A 17494-nucleotide genomic window follows, 5' to 3' on the forward strand; every position below is an offset into this window, starting at 1 on the left:
TTTTTGATGAAATTTAATCGGGTAGAAATACCGTAAATACAGAGCCTTTTCCTAAAGTACTGTCGGCAATAATATGGCCTTTGTGGTTCTCAACGATTTTTTTGCAGATTGCCAATCCGATGCCGGTTCCTGGATAATCTGTTTTGGAATGCAGACGTTGAAAAAGAATAAAAATAGTTTCTTTAAATTGAGGATCAAATCCCATTCCGTTATCTGTGAAAGTGATTTTGTGAAATTTCTTTACAGACTGTTCTAAGATTTCAGGATAGTCGGAAGAACTTACTTTTTCGCTCGAAATTGAAATTTCCGGATCAGCATCTGGTTTGCTGTATTTTAGTGAATTTCCAATTAAATTAATAAACAGCTGCTCAATCTGATACGGAATAACAGAAAGCTTCGGAAGCTTGCCAATGCGCTGAATTACGGCTTTCTTTTCTTCGATCACTTCTCCCAATTCAGATTCTGCATTGTCCAGAAGTTCATTAAGATTGATTTTAATGAATTCCTTTTTCGTGGTATTGGTTCTAGAAAACAAAAGAAGGTCGTCTATTAAAACACGCATTCTTTTTGCCGAGCTTTCTATTTTGGTAATATAATTTTTACCGCTTTCAGACATGACTTCTTTGTCGGCACTAGAAACTCTCGAAATAAAGGTTTGTATTTTTCTAAGCGGTTCTTGTAAATCGTGGCTGGCCACATGGTTAAAAGAAGCCAGTTCTTTATTGCTTTTCTCCAGTTCTTTATTTCGTTCCTGAAGTTCAATGTTAAGAAGATGCTCGTCTGTAATGTCAAAATTGATTCCGAGTAAAATTTTACTGCCTTGCTGGTCGGTCACCAATTTGCCTGTAGTTTTAAAATAGCGCACTTCAAAATCGGGACGTACGATTTTATAATACACAAACGGAAGATGCTTCTTTTCTACAATTCCGTCTATGGCTTTCGCGACAGATTCTTTGTCATCTGGATGAACATATTTTATAAGCGTAGCTTTGTTAGGAGCAAAAGATTTTGGCTCAAGGCCCAATAATCGGAACTGATTGTCTGAAAAATCTATTTTATCAGAATCCAAATCCCATTGCCAAGTGCTGAATTTACCAATGTTTTCAGACTCAGAAATTAAACCGCTTGAGATGAGAAGTTTTTTATTGAATACTTTCAAACGCTCAAAATCACGGCTAATCTGACGGTAAGCCAATAAAATAAAGCTCAACGCCACCAGAAATAATGAAATCGAGAAAAGCGGACTCAAAGAGATCTCCGAATCGTAAATTTTAAGCCTTTTCTTTAGAAACTCTTTTTCAATATCGTTCATTTCGTCAACCTTAAAACGGATGTTTTCCATTAAAATTCGGCCGCCGAACATATGATTGTCCAGTTTTCTTTTGTCGTACGTTTTGGGATCGCTGTATTTTAGGCAATTTTCAAAAGAAACAAAACGCTGTGTAATGAGTTTGAATAGTTTTTGAAGGTTTTCCTGCTGTTTCGGATTATCAGCAGTTAGTTTTTTTAAGGTAATAAAAGAAGTATTTACCTTGTCTCGAGAATAAATGTACGGAGTCAAAAAACGGGCATTGCGAGTAATAATATACCCGCGCTGGCCCGTTTCTGCATCTTTAATAGCCGACATTAATCGTTCGAGCTGTATGTTGATTTCGTAAGCGTGCATAACCAGTTTGCTCGATGCATTCAAGTCCTGATTATGTTTGTAAGCAATTGAAGAAAGAAATAACAGAATGAAAACTGCGATTACAAAAATAACTCTCAAAGAGTTTGAAGAATTAAAATTGGGTATCCACTTCATTATTTGGTATGCTTTATTTTAGTCGCAGCAAGAAATTATCACGGTTTAGACCAGAAGTATGATAATGCCAGTTTACGGTCACGACTTCATTAATTATTTTTTTGAGCGTATTGAAATCGCTTGGCTTTTTGATGTAAATATTAGCGCCTTGAATAAAGGTGTCCTCGATATCTTCCTCAGATGAAGAAGTAGAGTAGATGGCAATAATTATATCTTTTAAATGATCCGTTTTTTTGATTTCAATCAAACATTCTTTACCTGTTTTCTTAGGCATATTTAAATCTAGAAACAAAATATCTGGAAGTTTATTGTTTGTATCCATCAAATGATCCATAAGCTGCATCCCGTCATGAACAAAACTTACATTTGTTTGTATCTTTATTTCTTCAAATGCATCTTTAAAGAAAAGACGGTCATCTTCATCATCATCAGCCAATAAAATGTGTAATGCGTTTTTTTGCATTTTAATGTGGTATTTGGGTTTTTATTTTAAATTTTCTCTTCGTTTTTTAATAATTCTCTGAAAAGCAGACGGAGTAATACCGGTTGTATTTTTAAACTGCGTACTCAGATGGGCAACACTAGAGTAGTTGAGTAAAAAGGCAATTTCGGTCAGACTCATTTCGTTGATAATAATCAGCTGTTTTGCTCTTTCAATTTTCTGTAAAATAATAAAATTTTCTATAGAAGAGTAAGTTACTTCTGAGAAAACATTAGATAAATATCCGTAACTGTGGTTCAGCTTTTCTGCCAAAAACACAGAACTCTTGTAATTATTATTGTCATCCATAAATACAAGCTCGATAATCGCATCTTTTATTTTTTGGACTAATACACTTTTTTGATTTTCAACTACTTCAAAACCGCACGGAGCCAATTTGGTTTTTAAATTCTCCAATGCTTCGGCATCAAGATTGTCTTCAATCTCAATTTCACCAAATCCTAGAGTTGTAAAATTTACATTATTTTGTTCCAGATTTTGTTTTAAATAAAGAGAGCAAATGGTATTAATGTCGAACTTTATAAATAGTTTCATTTTATAGAAATTTGGTTAAAGATACTTATTTTATTTTGTGTTTTTGTTTTTAAAGGATATAGAATTACAAGTAAATGTCATTTTAAAATAAAATTTTCAAAAAAATACCGTCTAATATTTTTACTAGACGGTATTTCCCTGATTGAGTTGCAAGGTTTTACAATTCTGACAGGATTTGATGAAATTCCTCTTTTGTTTTTCCCAGTTTCTGCTGAAGTCTTCCGTACATTTCGTCTTCTTTTCCTTCAGCAAACATCAAATCGTCATCTGTTAACTCGGCATATTTTTGCTTTAGTTTTCCTTTCAACTCGTTCCAGTTTCCTTTTATCTCGGTAGTATTCATGGTATCTCTTTTAAGTTTTTTATTGTATGGTAAAATTGCAAATTATCAGCCAACATCGCGTTACATTTATTTTTCTGACTGTTGCATAATTTTCACTTTCATTAAAGTTCGTAACTCATAACTCATAACTCATAACTCATAACTCATAACTCATAACTAAACCTGGTATCTTCTCAGAATCCAAGCCATTTTTTCATGTTCCTGCAGTAAGCCAGTTACGAAATCGGCAGAACCAGCATCGTCAGTCTCATTTTCAAAAACTGGAATGTAGCTTCTAAATTCTGTCACCAGCTGTTCATGGTTTTCTAGAAGCTCAGACAGCATATTTTTTTGCGAACCATATTCTTTGGGCGATTCTTTAAGTGTAGAATTATCTATAAACTCTTTCATCGTGCCAATTGTTTTTTCTCCCAATTGATTAATGCGCTCTGCGACTTCATCAATTTGAGCTTCAAGTACGCGATATTGTTCTTCAAATAATTTATGCAGTTCCATAAAACTATTTCCAGAAATATTCCAATGAAATTTTCTGGTTTTTACGTACAAAGTCATTTCGTTTGATAAAATTGTGGCCAATATTGCCGCGCTCTTTTTTAAGTTTTTTGGTGTAATTCCAATATTTGGGCTCATAATTGTCTTTTTAATGGTTTATTTTCAAAGTTACTTTTAGTTCCAAATTTTTCTATTACACAATTTTTGACAGATGTTATAGAATTTAATGTTGACATAAATAAATGTCAGGTTGAACGTTCCGAAGTTTCGGGACGTTCAACCACCAACCACCAACCACCAACCACCAACCACCAACCACCAACCACCAACCACCAACCACCAACCACCAACCACCAACCACCAACCATCAACCATCAACCATCAACCACCAACCACCAACCATCAACAATTAACCATTAACCATTAACTCATTAACCATTATAATTTGTAATTTTGCCGCACAAGCAAAAAAAGAATATGACAACACAACAGCTACACGAACAAATTCTTCAAAAAAAATCATTTTTATGCGTTGGTTTAGATCCAGATCTGACTAAAATTCCGCAGCATTTATTAGAAACGGAAGATCCTATTTTTGAATTTAATAAAGCGATAATCGATGCAACACACGATTTGACTGTAGGGTACAAACCAAATACCGCTTTTTTTGAGGCATACGGAATAAAAGGATGGATGTCTCTGCAGAAAACGATTAATTACATTAACGAAAATTACCCTGATATTTTTACGATTGCAGACGCAAAAAGAGGCGATATCGGTAACACGTCTAGTATGTATGCTAAAGCCTTTTTTGAAGATTTGAATTTTGATAGCGTAACGGTTGCGCCTTATATGGGGAAAGATTCTGTTGAGCCTTTCTTGGCTTTCGAAAACAAGCATACCATTATGTTGGCTTTGACTTCAAATGAAGGAGCTTTTGATTTTCAGACTTTAAATACAAACGGAAGAGAGTTGTACAAGCAAGTTCTGGAAACTTCTAAAACCTGGAAAAACAGCGAAAACTTAATGTACGTTGTGGGAGCAACAAAAGCAGAATATTTTACCGAAATTAGAAAAATTGTTCCTGGCAGTTTCTTATTGGTTCCAGGAATTGGCGCTCAAGGCGGAAGTCTGTCTGAGGTTTGCAAATACGGGATGAATGATAAAGTGGGACTTTTGGTAAATTCTGCAAGAGCAATTATTTATGCTTCAAAAGGAACAGACTTTGCTGAAAAAGCTAGAGAAGAAGCATTATCAGTTCAAAAAGAAATGGCAGCTATTATTGACAGCAGATTTTAATTACAATACAAAACAGATTTAACCGCAAAGTTCGCAAAGGATTACGCAAGGTTCGCAAATAACATAACTTTGCGTGCTTAGCGAAAGACTTTGCGAACTTTGCGGTTAAAAAACACAATCTAAACATGAAACAACTAACCGATCAGCTTGGTACTGTTCATACTTTTGAAACAGCTCCAAAACGTATTATTTCCCTAGTTCCTTCGCAAACAGAATTGCTTTATGATTTAGGTTTAGAAGAAAAAATTATCGGAATAACGAAGTTCTGTGTTCATCCGTTTCATTTTAAATCTACCAAAAAAACTGTTGGCGGAACCAAGAAAATTCACTTCGAAAAAATAAAGCTTCTTGAGCCCGATATTATTATCTGCAATAAAGAAGAAAACACACTTGAGATTGTAGAGCAGTTAAGCGCAATCTGTCCGGTTTGGGTGACGAATATCATTACAATTGAAGATAATTTTCAGATGATTTCAGATTTTGGACAATTATTCAATTGCAGAACCGAAGCTCAAAAATGGAATGACAAACTGGCTTTTGCCTTAAGCGATTTTAAAAATTATATAAAAGATATAAAGGAAAAGAAAGCGGCCTATTTTATTTGGAAAAATCCTTACATGGTCGCAGGAAAAGATACTTATATCAATGAGATCTTAAAGCTCAATCATTTTAAAAATATTTACGAAGATAAAGGGCGCTATCCAGAAATTGAATTAAAGAAAATGCGTTTGGAAGGCGATCCAGATATTGTTTTCCTTTCTTCTGAGCCGTATCCTTTCAAAGAAGAAGATGCTTTCGAAATAGGAAGGTTTACGCATCACGCCAAAACTGTTTTTGTTGATGGCGAAATGTTCTCATGGCACGGCAGCAGATTGCTAAAAGCATTTTCGTATTTTAAATTACTGCACGAAAGATTGAAGAATTAGTTTTTTGTTTTAAGTTTTTTGTTTCAGGTTTCAAGTTTCAGGTTTCAAGTTTCAAGTTTCAAGTTTCAAGTTGCTTACTTTGAACATAATTTTATCGCAAGGTTCGTAAAACTTTGTGTAAAAAACTTTGCGTATAACTTTGCGTATAACTTTGCGGCCTTTGCGTTAAACTTCCAACAACCTGAAACTTGAAACCTGAAACTTGAAACCTGAAACTTGAAACTTGAAACTTGAAACCTGACACAAAACAAGTTTTCACAAAAAAAGAATGCCGGCATCTCGAAGACGTCGGCATTATTTAACTAACCAAAACCAAAATAATAAATAACCAGTTTATTACATTACAAATGTCCGACATAAATCAATCTTATGCTGTTAAGATCTTGTTATTACTTTGTTGGATATAAGTTAATGTTGCAAAGATTTTTTTTAACATAAGTCCAGATAGTTATAGATAGCTAAGAATTACGCGATGCCGAGGCTTTGGGATTGCGTTTTGTGCAAATTCTCTTGAATAAAAAACTGTAGCGTGCTCGAAGTAATTATGTTCAAAGTAAGCAACTTGAAACTTGAAACTTGAAACCTGAAACAAAACAAGTTTTCGCAAAAAAAGAATGCCGGCATCTCGAAGACGCCGGCATCATTTAACTAACCAAAACCAAAATAATAAATAACCAGTTTATTACATTACAAATGTCCGACATATATCAATTTTATGCTGTTAAGGTTTTGTTATTACTTTGTTGGTCATAAGTTAAGATTTGTAAAGCGCCTGTTTTGAGATTTTTACAGTGTTAAATAATGGTTGGTTATTAAAATGTAATAATTATCAATTTTACTTATGAATGTGCTAATGATAAGTCTAATTGCATGATAAGTATTGAAAGTCAGTATTTTGTGATAAAATAAAAAATTAACAATTGAAGCAAAAAGCGCAAAATAAAACCCGACAGATTTTTAAAAACTGTCGGGTTTGCTATTTAATATAGATTAAAAATTTAGAATCTTAAGAAAATAAAACTTATGAAAAAACAACCGTCTTATTGCTATAAACCATTGTTTTCCTTTCGGCATGAAGTTTAATGGCTCGTGCTAGAACAATTCGTTCCAAATCACGGCCTTTCATGATAAAATCTTCTACAGAATGGATGTGTGAGACTCTAGCAATATCTTGTTCGATGATTGGACCTTCGTCTAATTCTTCTGTTACGTAATGACTTGTAGCTCCAATAATTTTTACGCCGCGTTTAAAAGCCGAATGATACGGTTTTGCACCTGGAAAAGCTGGTAAAAAGGAGTGATGGATATTGATGATTTTATTTTCGTAAAGCGAAATCACTTTTGGCGTGACAATCTGCATATAACGCGCCAAAACGATAAAATTGATCTGATATCTTTTCAAAAGCTCTATTTGCCTTGCTTCGCCTTCTTCTTTATTGTCTTTTGTAAAAGGAACATAGTGAAACGGAATATCGAAACGTTCAGCTATCGAACGCAAATCATTATGATTGCTTATGATCATCGGAATTTCCACACCCAATTCATCAGCACTGTAACGTCCTAAAATGTCGAATAAGCAGTGATCGTACTTAGAAACAAACAAAGCCATTTTAGGCTTCTGCTCCTGATTGTACAAATCCCAAGACATATTAAAATCGGCGGCAAGCGTTCTGCTGAATTCTTCTTTTATGGCATCAATACTATTGCCCTGATTGGTAAATTCACATTCTAAACGCATAAAAAATACATTTTGTTCTACATCAACGTGCTGGTCGATGTATGTAATGTTTCCTTCTACCTTAGCAATAAAAGTAGTCACTGCAGCAATAATTCCTTTTTGGTCCTTGCAATGAATAAGTATGGTAATTTTTTGCATTTTAGTTTTTTTGATTAGTGACAAAGGTACATAGGTTCAAAGTTACATAGGTTACTTCTTATCTTTGAACCTATGTGTCTCTGAACCTTTGAACCTCTAAATTTATTTTCCATCCTGCATAGCAAAAACCTTTTGCAATAAAGGCGTTGTTCTTGCAGAAATATCGTTTCTGATTTCTTTTTCTTCAACAGCAATCATTTTAAAAACACCAGACAAAGCTTGATTGGTTGTATAATCAGTCAAATCTGGATTTACTTTTTTAACTAACGGAATAGTGTTGTATTTGGTTATAATTTTTGTCCATACAGCATCTGCGCCAACTTTTTCGAAAGAACTTTTAATTACAGGATTAAATTTGGCGTATAGTGCAGTGGTTGTACTAGTTTGCAAATAATTTGTTGCGGCATTGTCATTTCCTAAAAGAATGTTTTTAGCATCTGTAAAAGTCATGTTTTTTACTGCTGTAACAAAAATTGGAGTTGCTTCTTTTACGGCATCTTCAGCAGCACGATTCAGCATTTTGATTCCTTCATCTGCGAGAGAGCTCAATCCCACTTTACGCAGGGTCGCGTCTACTTTCTGCAATTCTTCGGGCATTAAAATTTTTACAGCTTCGTTCTTATAAAAACCATCTACAGCAGTTAATTTGCTCACTTGTTGTGTAATTCCCTTATTTAAAGCTTCTTTTAATCCAGAAGCAATGTCAACAGTTCCGGTAGTTGGAATCTGAGATGCGATTTGAGGCAGTTGATTTAAAGTCTGTTGTACCTGTGCGCAAGAAGTAAGCGAAAATGTAACGGCTAATAGTAAAATCTTTTTCATTATGGGGTTTTATTTAAGTTTCAAAAATACTACTTATTCAAAAACAACGCCACAATTTTATTTTAAGCAAACTAACATTTTGTTGTAAACTTAACACAAGAGAACTTAGTAACTTAGAATCTCATTTTTTTTAGAATTTCAATTTACGGCCAAGCCATTCGAATATTGTCCTGCCAGTAGGTTTTACTCGAAATATAAACGGGCTTTTGCAGTATTATGGGGTTATTGTATGCATCAAAATATTGGACTCGAATAATTTTTTCATCGGAATCATCTTTCATATCAATGTTTCCTTCGGCATCATCAATCATTTTCTTTTTTTGAAGATATAAGGCTGGTTTTTCAATGCTAAATTCTGTAACAGCTTCTCCGTTTAATTTTAGATTGCATCCGATTAAATTCCCGCTGCTGTCAAGCGATTCAATTCTTCTCAAATAATTATTTTCATAATAATATATTTCAAAAGCAATTCGGCAAGACCCCAATTGAAGTTTATTGTTCTGCAATCGAAAACGAAGGATCTGTTTTTTGGCATTTGTAAATTCGATAGAGCCATTTCCCTGCGCATTAACATCCTTGCGCACTAGTCTAGCAGGTTTGGAGAATTGTTTGATTCGATTGGCGTAAATCTGATAATTTTCGGCAGATTGTGCAAAAGATGAAGCATATAGAAAAAGCCCTAGGAATAGCGTAAAAACAGATTTCATTATATCATTTTTGTGTAGGCAAGTTAGATTTTTATTTCTGCAATAAATCTATTTTCTCCTGAGTATTTTCAATATAAACCGACATTTCACTGTATTTCCATTTTCCTCTTTTCTCGCCCACAACAAACAAAGTTCCTTTTCCCTTAGGGCCTTTTATTGGAACTTGCACATCGCAAGTTTTAACACTATTGGAAGAAGTGACACTTCCAGAAACAATTCCGTCTGTTTCTATAGGAGAGCCAAGTTTCTCGACTACCAATTTATTGTTTTGCAGTGCCGTCATAGATTCTCTATACGCTTCAGAATCTTTTAATACAGAAGTAACTTCATAGAAAATTCCCCCTATAAACAAAGCCACTAATAATATAAGAGTTAAGCAGCCGCTGGGAATCAGCCATTTCCAGTTTCTGTTTAGCCAGCTTTTACTTTGCACTAATTCGTTAGAATCTTCCATAAATTTGAGTTTTGGTGAAATGACAAAGCTAAAATAAGGATAAAATTCTTATGTATTGAGAGTTTTTTGTGTAAAAAGATTTGATGCTCAAATATTTAAAAAACAGCTGTTTTTAAGGGAATTGTGATTTCAGCTTTTTTTGCTTTAGCTGGTAAAATTGAAAGAGGGAATGCATCAAAAGTATATTTGATACATTCCCTCAAAATTATTGGCGTAAATTATTGATTTACAATTGAAGTGTCGGGAAGCGATTCTTGATTTAAATTGGCATCTTTTTCATAAACATCTTGAAAGAAGCCAACTTCTCCATTTTCATTTACCAACGAAGTAAAATAAGTAATGTAAATCGGTACTTTTTTCGTCAGTTTAAAACTGTTTTCTACTTTGCCAGCCATAGCCTTATCAATTTTTGCCTGTGTCCATTCTGGATAATCTTGCAGCATGGCAACAGCCAGTTCTTTAGCCATTTTCACATTAATGCATCCGTGGCTGAAAGTTCTTTTTTCAAAATCAAATAAAGTTTTAGATGGCGTATCGTGCATATAAATGTCATCAGGATTTGGAAACATAAATTTTACTAATCCTAAAGAATTCTCTGGTCCTGGTTTTTGTCTTACTTGACCGTTAACGATTTCCATATTTTTTTCTGCAAGATAATTGGGATCTGCAGCAATTTTAGATTTCAACTCATTATTTACAATACTTTGTGGTACTGTCCAATAAGGGCTAAAAACAATTCTGTCAATTTCGCCATTAAAAATGGTTGTTTTGGTTAAAGGCGCACCAACAAAAACTGGCGAAGTCAATTGAATTTTTCCGTTTTTTACATAAATCAATTCAAAAGAAGGAACATTGACCAAAACATACTCATCGCTGGCAGCAAGTTGAGCCGAAATTTCACGACATCTTTCCATATTAAGTTTTAAAGTCGCAACCTTATCTTCAAGCGGAACATTCATTTCTTTAATATGTTCTTCAGCTAAAATGTAATTAGGTTTAAAACCATTGCGAACTTTATATTTCATTACAGCATCCATCAATTCACGATCATAAACATCGCTTTTCGAATCGGTTTTTAAATCACCCAACAAATATAAACGAGTTCTAACTTGTGCTATAGTGCTCGAAACGGCATCTGGGCGCAAATCTTTGTAGGGAGTTTCTGCTGGAACAATTGGTTTCCATTTGCTGGATTTTTCTAATCTTTTGTATTTTTTTAGAACGTCTTGCAATTTGTAGTATTGGTCATATTCAACCTTTGCATCAGCTGTTGCTGTGGTAGCTTCTTCTATAGTGCTATAGTTTAAGAAATCCTTTAGCATGGCATCATAAGCAATTTTTTTCTTGTCGGTGTTGCTTTTTTTGGTGTACAATACATACAATGAACTCAAAAGCATATCTGCATCTGTTTGAGAAAGGGTGCTTTTATCTGATGAAGCATTAAACAGCTGGTCAATTTCTTTTTGATAAGGAATAATTAAATCATTTGTTTTTTTTGCTTTTTCATACAAAACAGAGCCAAATTCGTTGATTTCGTTCTCGTCAAACCAAATCGTTCCAAGCGTTCTGTTTTTGTACAGCGACATGACATCTGATTTGTATTTTTTCAAATCTGAATATCTTTTAAAGAAGTCGTTCGAAATTTCGTTTACATCATCTGAATTATTGTAAACGGTTAAATGATTTGAAGCTTTTGTATTCTTATATGTAAAATCACTTTTTTCAATGCTGTTAAAAGAAAATACAAAAAAACTCAAACCTAAAATTACGGTGAATGAATAAAATGTTTTCATTTTTTTAATTTTTACGTTATTACTTTTCTATGTAAGTCGTAGGTAAAAATTTGGGGCCTTTCTACACTGCTAAATTACTATTAGAGCACTCAAAACACGTTTTCAGATTTTATTTAAATGTTGCGAAATTGCCATGTCTTTAAGCTTTCTTTAACTATATCAGCTAGTTAGTAGATTTGTTACCCTGCAGCGCCACGAAATCGATTTATTTTTGTTAACATAAAGCTATAGTCTTAATCAAATATTAAAATATTTTGTACATTGGTCGCTTAAAATTATCATATTCATAAAATGGAACAACAAATACCATATATTCCTAAAAATAAAGTAAGGATTGTTACTGCTGCTTCGCTTTTTGACGGACATGACGCAGCCATAAATATTATGCGACGCATCATTCAGTCTACAGGTGTTGAGGTAATTCATTTAGGCCACGATAGAAGCGTTGAAGAAGTGGTAAATACCGCTATTCAAGAAGATGCCAATGCTATTGCAATGACGTCTTACCAAGGCGGGCACAACGAATACTTTAAATATATGTATGATTTACTTCGCGAAAAAGGAGCGGGGCATATCAAAATCTTCGGTGGAGGAGGTGGTGTAATTCTGCCAAGTGAAATTTCAGAATTGCACGAATATGGTATTACGCGAATTTATTCTCCAGATGATGGCCGTTCTTTAGGTCTTCAGGGAATGATTAACGATTTGGTGCAGCGTGCCGATTTTCCTATTGGAGATAAATTGAATGGAGAAATCGATCATATCGAAAATAAAGTTCCAACAGCAATTGCCCGATTGATTTCTGCGGCTGAGAATTTCCCTGAAATTGCAAAACCAGTTTTCGATAAAATCCACGAAAACAATGCAACATCTAAAATTCCGGTTTTAGGAATTACAGGAACAGGAGGAGCAGGAAAATCATCTTTGGTAGACGAATTGGTTCGCCGTTTCTTAATTGATTTCCCAGAAAAAACAATCGGATTGATTTCTGTCGATCCTTCTAAGAGAAAAACGGGAGGGGCACTTTTAGGAGACAGAATACGTATGAATGCCATTAATAATCCTCGCGTGTATATGCGTTCGCTGGCAACGCGTCAGTCGAATTTGGCTTTGTCAAAATATGTAGCCGAAGCGATTCAGGTTTTGAAAGCCGCAAAATACGATTTGATTATTCTGGAAACTTCGGGAATCGGACAGTCTGATACCGAAATTATGGATCATTCAGACGTTTCTTTATATGTAATGACGCCAGAGTTTGGAGCAGCAACTCAATTGGAGAAAATCGATATGCTTGATTTTGCTGATTTAGTGGCTTTAAACAAATTTGATAAACGTGGAGCACTTGATGCTTTGCGCGATGTAAAAAAACAATATCAGAGAAACCATAATCTTTGGGATAAAAATCCTGATGAAATGCCAGTTTTCGGAACGATTGCTTCACAGTTTAACGATCCGGGAATGAACACGCTTTACAAAGCGATTATGGATAAAGTGGTAGAGAAAACGGCTTCAGAATTGAAATCGACTTTCACCATCACAAAAGAAATGAGCGAGAAAATATTCGTGATTCCGCCGGGAAGAACTCGTTATTTATCTGAAATCGCTGAGAATAACAGAAGTTATGACGAAACAGCAATTGCACAGCAAAAAGTAGCGCAGAAATTATACGGAATTTTCAAAACAATAGAATCCGTTTCCGGAAAAGTTCCTCAAATTACAAAAGCCGGAATCGACGATTCTACAGTTTTGCCAAGTGGAATTGCAGAACACGATGAAAACAGAATCTTTTTAAACCTTTTACTAAATCAATTCGATAAAGTAAAAATGGATTTAGACCCATACAACTGGGAAATTATCCTGAATTGGGCTGATAAAGTAGCAAAATACAAAAATCCGGTTTACTCGTTTAAAGTTCGTGATAAAGAAATTAAGATTGCAACACATTCTGAAAGTTTATCGCATTTACAAATCCCAAAAATTGCTTTGCCGAAATACGAAGGCTGGGGTGATATTTTGCGTTGGAATTTACAGGAAAATGTTCCTGGCGAATTTCCTTTTGCTTCGGGATTGTATCCGTTTAAACGTGAGGGCGAAGACCCGTCAAGAATGTTTGCGGGCGAGGGTGGACCAGAAAGAACTAACAAGCGTTTTCATTATGTGAGCGCGGGAATGCCTGCAAAACGTCTTTCTACGGCTTTTGACAGTGTAACTTTGTACGGAAACGACCCAGATTTGCGTCCAGACATTTATGGAAAAATCGGGAATGCGGGAGTATCCATCTGCTGTTTGGACGATGCTAAAAAATTATACTCAGGTTTCGATTTGGTTCACGCACTGACTTCGGTAAGTATGACAATCAACGGGCCAGCACCAATGTTGTTAGGGTTCTTTATGAATGCGGCGATCGATCAGCAATGTGAGATTTACATCAAAGCCAATGATTTAGAAAAAGAAGTTGAGGCCAAAATCAGCAAATTATATAAAGACAAAGGAATCGACAGACCGAAATACCAAGGTGAACTTCCAGCAGGAAACAACGGTTTAGGATTAATGCTTTTGGGCGTTACGGGAGATCAGGTTTTACCTTTGGAAATTTATAATGATATAAAAGTAAAAACGTTAGCTCAAGTTCGAGGAACGGTTCAAGCCGATATTTTAAAAGAAGATCAGGCACAGAATACCTGTATTTTCTCAACCGAATTTGCTTTGCGATTAATGGGAGACGTTCAGGAATATTTTATTACCAAAAACGTTCGTAATTTCTATTCGGTTTCGATTTCAGGATATCATATTGCTGAGGCGGGAGCAAACCCGATTACCCAATTGGCATTCACGCTTTCCAATGGTTTCACTTACGTGGAATATTATTTGAGCCGCGGCATGAACATCAACGATTTTGGGCCAAATTTATCATTCTTCTTCTCTAACGGAGTCGATCCTGAATATTCGGTAATTGGTCGTGTGGCACGTAAAATTTGGGCGAAAGCCATGAAAAACAAATACGGAGCCAACGAAAGAGCACAAATGCTGAAATACCATATTCAGACTTCTGGGCGTTCGTTACACGCGCAGGAAATTGATTTCAACGATATTAGAACAACATTACAGGCTTTATACGCGATTTACGACAACTGTAACTCGCTCCATACCAACGCCTATGACGAAGCGATTACAACGCCAACAGAAGAATCTGTACGTCGTGCAATGGCAATTCAGCTGATTATTAACAAAGAATTAGGTTTGGCGAAAAACGAAAACCCAATTCAAGGTTCGTTCATTATTGAAGAATTAACCGATTTAGTTGAAGAAGCCGTTTTACAAGAGTTCGACAGAATTACAGAAAGAGGAGGGGTTTTAGGCGCTATGGAAACGATGTATCAGCGTTCTAAAATTCAGGAAGAAAGTTTGTATTACGAAACCTTAAAACACAACGGAGATTTCCCAATTGTAGGTGTAAATACATTCTTGAGTTCAAAAGGTTCGCCAACGGTAATTCCGGCTGAGGTTATTCGTGCAACCGAAGAAGAAAAACAATACCAGATTACGATGCTGGACAATCTGCACAATTTCCATGAAGAAAAAGTAAACGAGCATTTAAATACGTTGCAACAAGCGGCTATTAAAAACGAAAACTTATTCGAGCATTTAATGGAAGCTACAAAGGTTTGTTCTTTAGGCCAGATTACTTCAGCTTTGTTTGAAGTTGGTGGGCAGTATAGAAGGAATATGTAAGGATTTTGATTTTTTAATGATATCGAAAAACCTCTCAGGATATGAGAGGTTTTTTATTTTGTTATTTTAATTAAATATTTTCGTTTACGGATTTCCTCAATTTTATGGGAAAATGTTTCTATATATTAGCAGAAATTATTTGCCTGTAATAAAGTAATTTATAACACTACACAACTAAATAAAATGAAATTTACTAATCAAACTATTTTAGGCTTTTTTGATAGTTCTCAAAAAAACTATATTATACCTGTTTATCAAAGAGCATATTCTTGGGAAAGAGATCAATGGAGAGATTTATTGGATGATTTGAGAGAACAAACACAAGGAGGGAATGATTATTTTTTTGGAAATATTCTTCTAGAGACAATTTCGGAGGATAGAACATATGAAATTATAGATGGTCAACAAAGACTAACTACACTCACAATACTTATTAGATCAATTTTGGATGTTGTTATGGAGCGACAAAAAAATGGAGAAATGATTGAATTAGAAGCTAGAGAAAAAGAGTCTTTATATTTTAAAATCAGCGGGAATAAAAAATTAAGACCAGTCGATTATGATCGTGCATGTTATGACGCATTAATAATTGAAGGTAATAATTCGTTTATTACTTCTTCGATATCTCAAAAGAAAATAAAAGATGCTAAAATCTATTTTAATAAGGAAGTTCAAAAGTTAACTTCGGAATTAATTTTAGATTTATTGAAAAAAATAGAAACTACTAAATTAACTACTATTGCTCTCGAACAAAAGAAAGATGCGGCATTAATGTTTGAACTACAAAATAATAGAGGAAGAGATTTAACCAACATGGAGAAGCTTAAATCATACTTTATGTATCAAATGTATGTCTTTAGTAAAGCTGAAGAAACAAATTCGAATATCGAAAGTATTTCGAATATATTTAAGTTGATTTATGTTATGATAAATGATATAAAATTAAATGAAGATAGTGTCTTAATTTATCATTGTAATGCTTTTTTAAAAAAGGGGTATGGATATCGAACACTGGATGATATTAAAGAGGAATATAAAAAGTCATCTGACAAAGTTGATTGGATTATTAAATTTACGAACGAATTGCATACTACTTTTTCGAATATCAAAAAATTGGAAAATTGTACTAATAAATATTATCATAAGTTAATTCAATTGAAAATACCAGCTTTTATATACCCTTTTTTTATAAAAGGATATAAATATTTTGGAGATGATAATGATAAGATGGATAAATTGTTTAAAATGATGGAAATATTAGTATTCCGTTATAATTTGATAAATAGTAGAGCAGACATAGTGGCTAGGCTCAATGAAGTTTTAGTGGGGTTTAAAGGAAACATTGATAATTTGTTGATAAGCCTTAAATCCAAATTAAATGAAAGCTGGTATTGGGGAGATGAAAGAACTAAAAATTATTTAAATGAATGGATGTATGAGAATTCTGTTCTTAACTATTTGCTTTGGGAATATGAAACTAATATTCAGAATACTGGTTATGTAATAGGTACGATGTCATTAGATAGAGAACAGATAGAACATATTTCTCCTCAAACTCCTCCTAATAACGAAAAGATTGCCTCTGGTTATGATGTCAATGATGATAATTTATATTCTGATAATTTTAAAAATAATTATTTGAACTGTTTAGGGAATTTAATGTTGATTTCTGGTTCTCATAATGCATCAATAGGAAATCAACCATTTAAGAATAAATTGGCGTCTTATAATAATAACCCATTGCTTAATCAACAAGGAGAAATTAAATTATATTATAGTGGAAAAGAAGACGATCCGATTTGGGATATAGAGGCTATTAATAAAAGACACGATAAAATACATCGGTTTGCTGTGAAGAGATGGAGTTTTCCTCTTTTAGAAATTTAGATATAAAATTAGATGAAAAAAATAATAAAAAAAGCATTTTTTTAAGAGTTACTTTTTTATTTATAAAAGAAATCCTCCATTAGCGCTAACATCCCGCTCGTGAGCGCAAAGTAAGTAATGCACGAGCGAGACGCTCGCGCCAGCAACAAAACAAAATCCTATTGTCAAATATAGCCCGTGGTTTCAACCACGGGTACACAATAACGAGTAAGACAATATTAGGTTTCCGTGGTTGAAACCACGGGCTATGCCTATACCGTTTTAGAATAAAAAAAGGAAATCATTCATTCAAAAACTTCCCAACAAACCCTAAAAACTCCATTTCA

At 34.1% G+C, this 17494-nt stretch carries 14 protein-coding genes; 4 read left to right on the forward strand and 10 right to left on the reverse strand.

Annotated elements, in window-relative coordinates; all coding sequences use genetic code 11:
- Positions 1-13: 13 nt before the first annotated feature.
- The 5 genes from N4T20_RS11530 to N4T20_RS11550 all read right to left on the reverse strand — a co-directional run bounded on the left by N4T20_RS11530 (position 14) and on the right by N4T20_RS11550 (position 3810).
- Positions 14-1801: a CHASE3 domain-containing protein gene (locus tag N4T20_RS11530; protein WP_260669303.1), complete on the reverse strand. Its 1788-nt coding sequence runs from the start codon at positions 1799-1801 to the stop codon at positions 14-16.
- 13 nt (positions 1802-1814) lie between these two features.
- Positions 1815-2264, reverse strand: a complete 450-nt coding sequence (locus tag N4T20_RS11535) for a response regulator (RefSeq protein WP_129747364.1) — start codon at positions 2262-2264, stop codon at positions 1815-1817.
- A gap of 21 nt (positions 2265-2285) precedes the next feature.
- Positions 2286-2837 carry a helix-turn-helix domain-containing protein gene (locus N4T20_RS11540; RefSeq protein ID WP_160783337.1) on the reverse strand — a complete coding sequence of 184 codons (552 nt, stop codon included), beginning with the start codon at positions 2835-2837 and terminating at the stop codon, positions 2286-2288.
- A gap of 157 nt (positions 2838-2994) precedes the next feature.
- Positions 2995-3180: a CsbD family protein gene (locus N4T20_RS11545; RefSeq protein ID WP_008462351.1), complete on the reverse strand. Its 186-nt coding sequence runs from the start codon at positions 3178-3180 to the stop codon at positions 2995-2997.
- A 156-nt stretch (positions 3181-3336) separates the two neighbouring features.
- Positions 3337-3810, reverse strand: a complete 474-nt coding sequence (locus N4T20_RS11550) for a Dps family protein (RefSeq protein WP_260669304.1) — start codon at positions 3808-3810, stop codon at positions 3337-3339.
- 339 nt (positions 3811-4149) lie between these two features.
- Between N4T20_RS11550 and pyrF the strand changes: the two genes are divergently transcribed.
- Both pyrF and N4T20_RS11560 read left to right on the forward strand, forming a co-directional pair.
- Positions 4150-4971: an orotidine-5'-phosphate decarboxylase gene (gene pyrF, locus N4T20_RS11555; RefSeq protein WP_260669305.1), complete on the forward strand. Its 822-nt coding sequence runs from the start codon at positions 4150-4152 to the stop codon at positions 4969-4971.
- A 125-nt stretch (positions 4972-5096) separates the two neighbouring features.
- Positions 5097-5897 (forward strand): ABC transporter substrate-binding protein, encoded by an 801-nt coding sequence (locus N4T20_RS11560; protein WP_260669306.1) that lies wholly within the window; start codon positions 5097-5099, stop codon positions 5895-5897.
- Between the two features lie 1021 nt (positions 5898-6918).
- Here the strand turns inward: N4T20_RS11560 and purU are convergent.
- The 5 genes from purU to N4T20_RS11585 all read right to left on the reverse strand — a co-directional run bounded on the left by purU (position 6919) and on the right by N4T20_RS11585 (position 11549).
- Entirely contained in the window at positions 6919-7773 is an 855-nt protein-coding gene (gene purU / locus N4T20_RS11565; RefSeq protein WP_260669307.1) for a formyltetrahydrofolate deformylase, read from the reverse strand.
- A 102-nt stretch (positions 7774-7875) separates the two neighbouring features.
- Positions 7876-8595 carry a DUF4197 domain-containing protein gene (locus tag N4T20_RS11570; RefSeq protein WP_260669308.1) on the reverse strand — a complete coding sequence of 240 codons (720 nt, stop codon included), beginning with the start codon at positions 8593-8595 and terminating at the stop codon, positions 7876-7878.
- Between the two features lie 143 nt (positions 8596-8738).
- Positions 8739-9302 (reverse strand): hypothetical protein, encoded by a 564-nt coding sequence (locus N4T20_RS11575; RefSeq protein ID WP_260669309.1) that lies wholly within the window; start codon positions 9300-9302, stop codon positions 8739-8741.
- A 31-nt stretch (positions 9303-9333) separates the two neighbouring features.
- Positions 9334-9756 carry a cytochrome c oxidase assembly factor 1 family protein gene (locus N4T20_RS11580; RefSeq protein WP_260669310.1) on the reverse strand — a complete coding sequence of 141 codons (423 nt, stop codon included), beginning with the start codon at positions 9754-9756 and terminating at the stop codon, positions 9334-9336.
- Positions 9757-9974: 218 nt separating this feature from the next.
- Positions 9975-11549 (reverse strand): murein L,D-transpeptidase, encoded by a 1575-nt coding sequence (locus tag N4T20_RS11585; protein ID WP_260669311.1) that lies wholly within the window; start codon positions 11547-11549, stop codon positions 9975-9977.
- Positions 11550-11840: 291 nt separating this feature from the next.
- Between N4T20_RS11585 and N4T20_RS11590 the strand changes: the two genes are divergently transcribed.
- On the forward strand, positions 11841-15281 hold the full coding sequence (locus N4T20_RS11590) for a methylmalonyl-CoA mutase family protein (protein ID WP_260669312.1): 3441 nt from the start codon (positions 11841-11843) through the stop codon (positions 15279-15281).
- 183 nt (positions 15282-15464) lie between these two features.
- The gene (locus N4T20_RS11595) at positions 15465-17168 is read left to right on the forward strand and encodes a DUF262 domain-containing protein (RefSeq protein WP_260669313.1); all 1704 of its coding nucleotides are present in this window, start codon (positions 15465-15467) and stop codon (positions 17166-17168) included.
- The last annotated feature ends 326 nt before the right edge of the window (positions 17169-17494 follow it).

This window comes from Flavobacterium sp. TR2, assembly GCF_025252405.1.
Classification (GTDB): Bacteria; Bacteroidota; Bacteroidia; order Flavobacteriales; family Flavobacteriaceae; genus Flavobacterium.

Excerpts from the sequence above, each read along its gene's own strand:
- N4T20_RS11540 (WP_160783337.1), bottom strand. The coding sequence starts at position 2,837 with ATGAAACTATTTATAAAGTTCGACATTAATACCATTTGCTCTCTTTAT.
- N4T20_RS11545 (WP_008462351.1), bottom strand. The coding sequence starts at position 3,180 with ATGAATACTACCGAGATAAAAGGAAACTGGAACGAGTTGAAAGGAAAA.
- N4T20_RS11530 (WP_260669303.1), bottom strand. The coding sequence starts at position 1,801 with ATGAAGTGGATACCCAATTTTAATTCTTCAAACTCTTTGAGAGTTATT.
- purU (WP_260669307.1), bottom strand. The coding sequence starts at position 7,773 with ATGCAAAAAATTACCATACTTATTCATTGCAAGGACCAAAAAGGAATT.
- N4T20_RS11595 (WP_260669313.1), top strand. The coding sequence starts at position 15,465 with ATGAAATTTACTAATCAAACTATTTTAGGCTTTTTTGATAGTTCTCAA.
- N4T20_RS11580 (WP_260669310.1), bottom strand. The coding sequence starts at position 9,756 with ATGGAAGATTCTAACGAATTAGTGCAAAGTAAAAGCTGGCTAAACAGA.
- N4T20_RS11570 (WP_260669308.1), bottom strand. The coding sequence starts at position 8,595 with ATGAAAAAGATTTTACTATTAGCCGTTACATTTTCGCTTACTTCTTGC.
- N4T20_RS11590 (WP_260669312.1), top strand. The coding sequence starts at position 11,841 with ATGGAACAACAAATACCATATATTCCTAAAAATAAAGTAAGGATTGTT.
- N4T20_RS11535 (WP_129747364.1), bottom strand. The coding sequence starts at position 2,264 with ATGCAAAAAAACGCATTACACATTTTATTGGCTGATGATGATGAAGAT.
- N4T20_RS11550 (WP_260669304.1), bottom strand. The coding sequence starts at position 3,810 with ATGAGCCCAAATATTGGAATTACACCAAAAAACTTAAAAAAGAGCGCG.
- N4T20_RS11585 (WP_260669311.1), bottom strand. The coding sequence starts at position 11,549 with ATGAAAACATTTTATTCATTCACCGTAATTTTAGGTTTGAGTTTTTTT.
- pyrF (WP_260669305.1), top strand. The coding sequence starts at position 4,150 with ATGACAACACAACAGCTACACGAACAAATTCTTCAAAAAAAATCATTT.
- N4T20_RS11575 (WP_260669309.1), bottom strand. The coding sequence starts at position 9,302 with ATGAAATCTGTTTTTACGCTATTCCTAGGGCTTTTTCTATATGCTTCA.
- N4T20_RS11560 (WP_260669306.1), top strand. The coding sequence starts at position 5,097 with ATGAAACAACTAACCGATCAGCTTGGTACTGTTCATACTTTTGAAACA.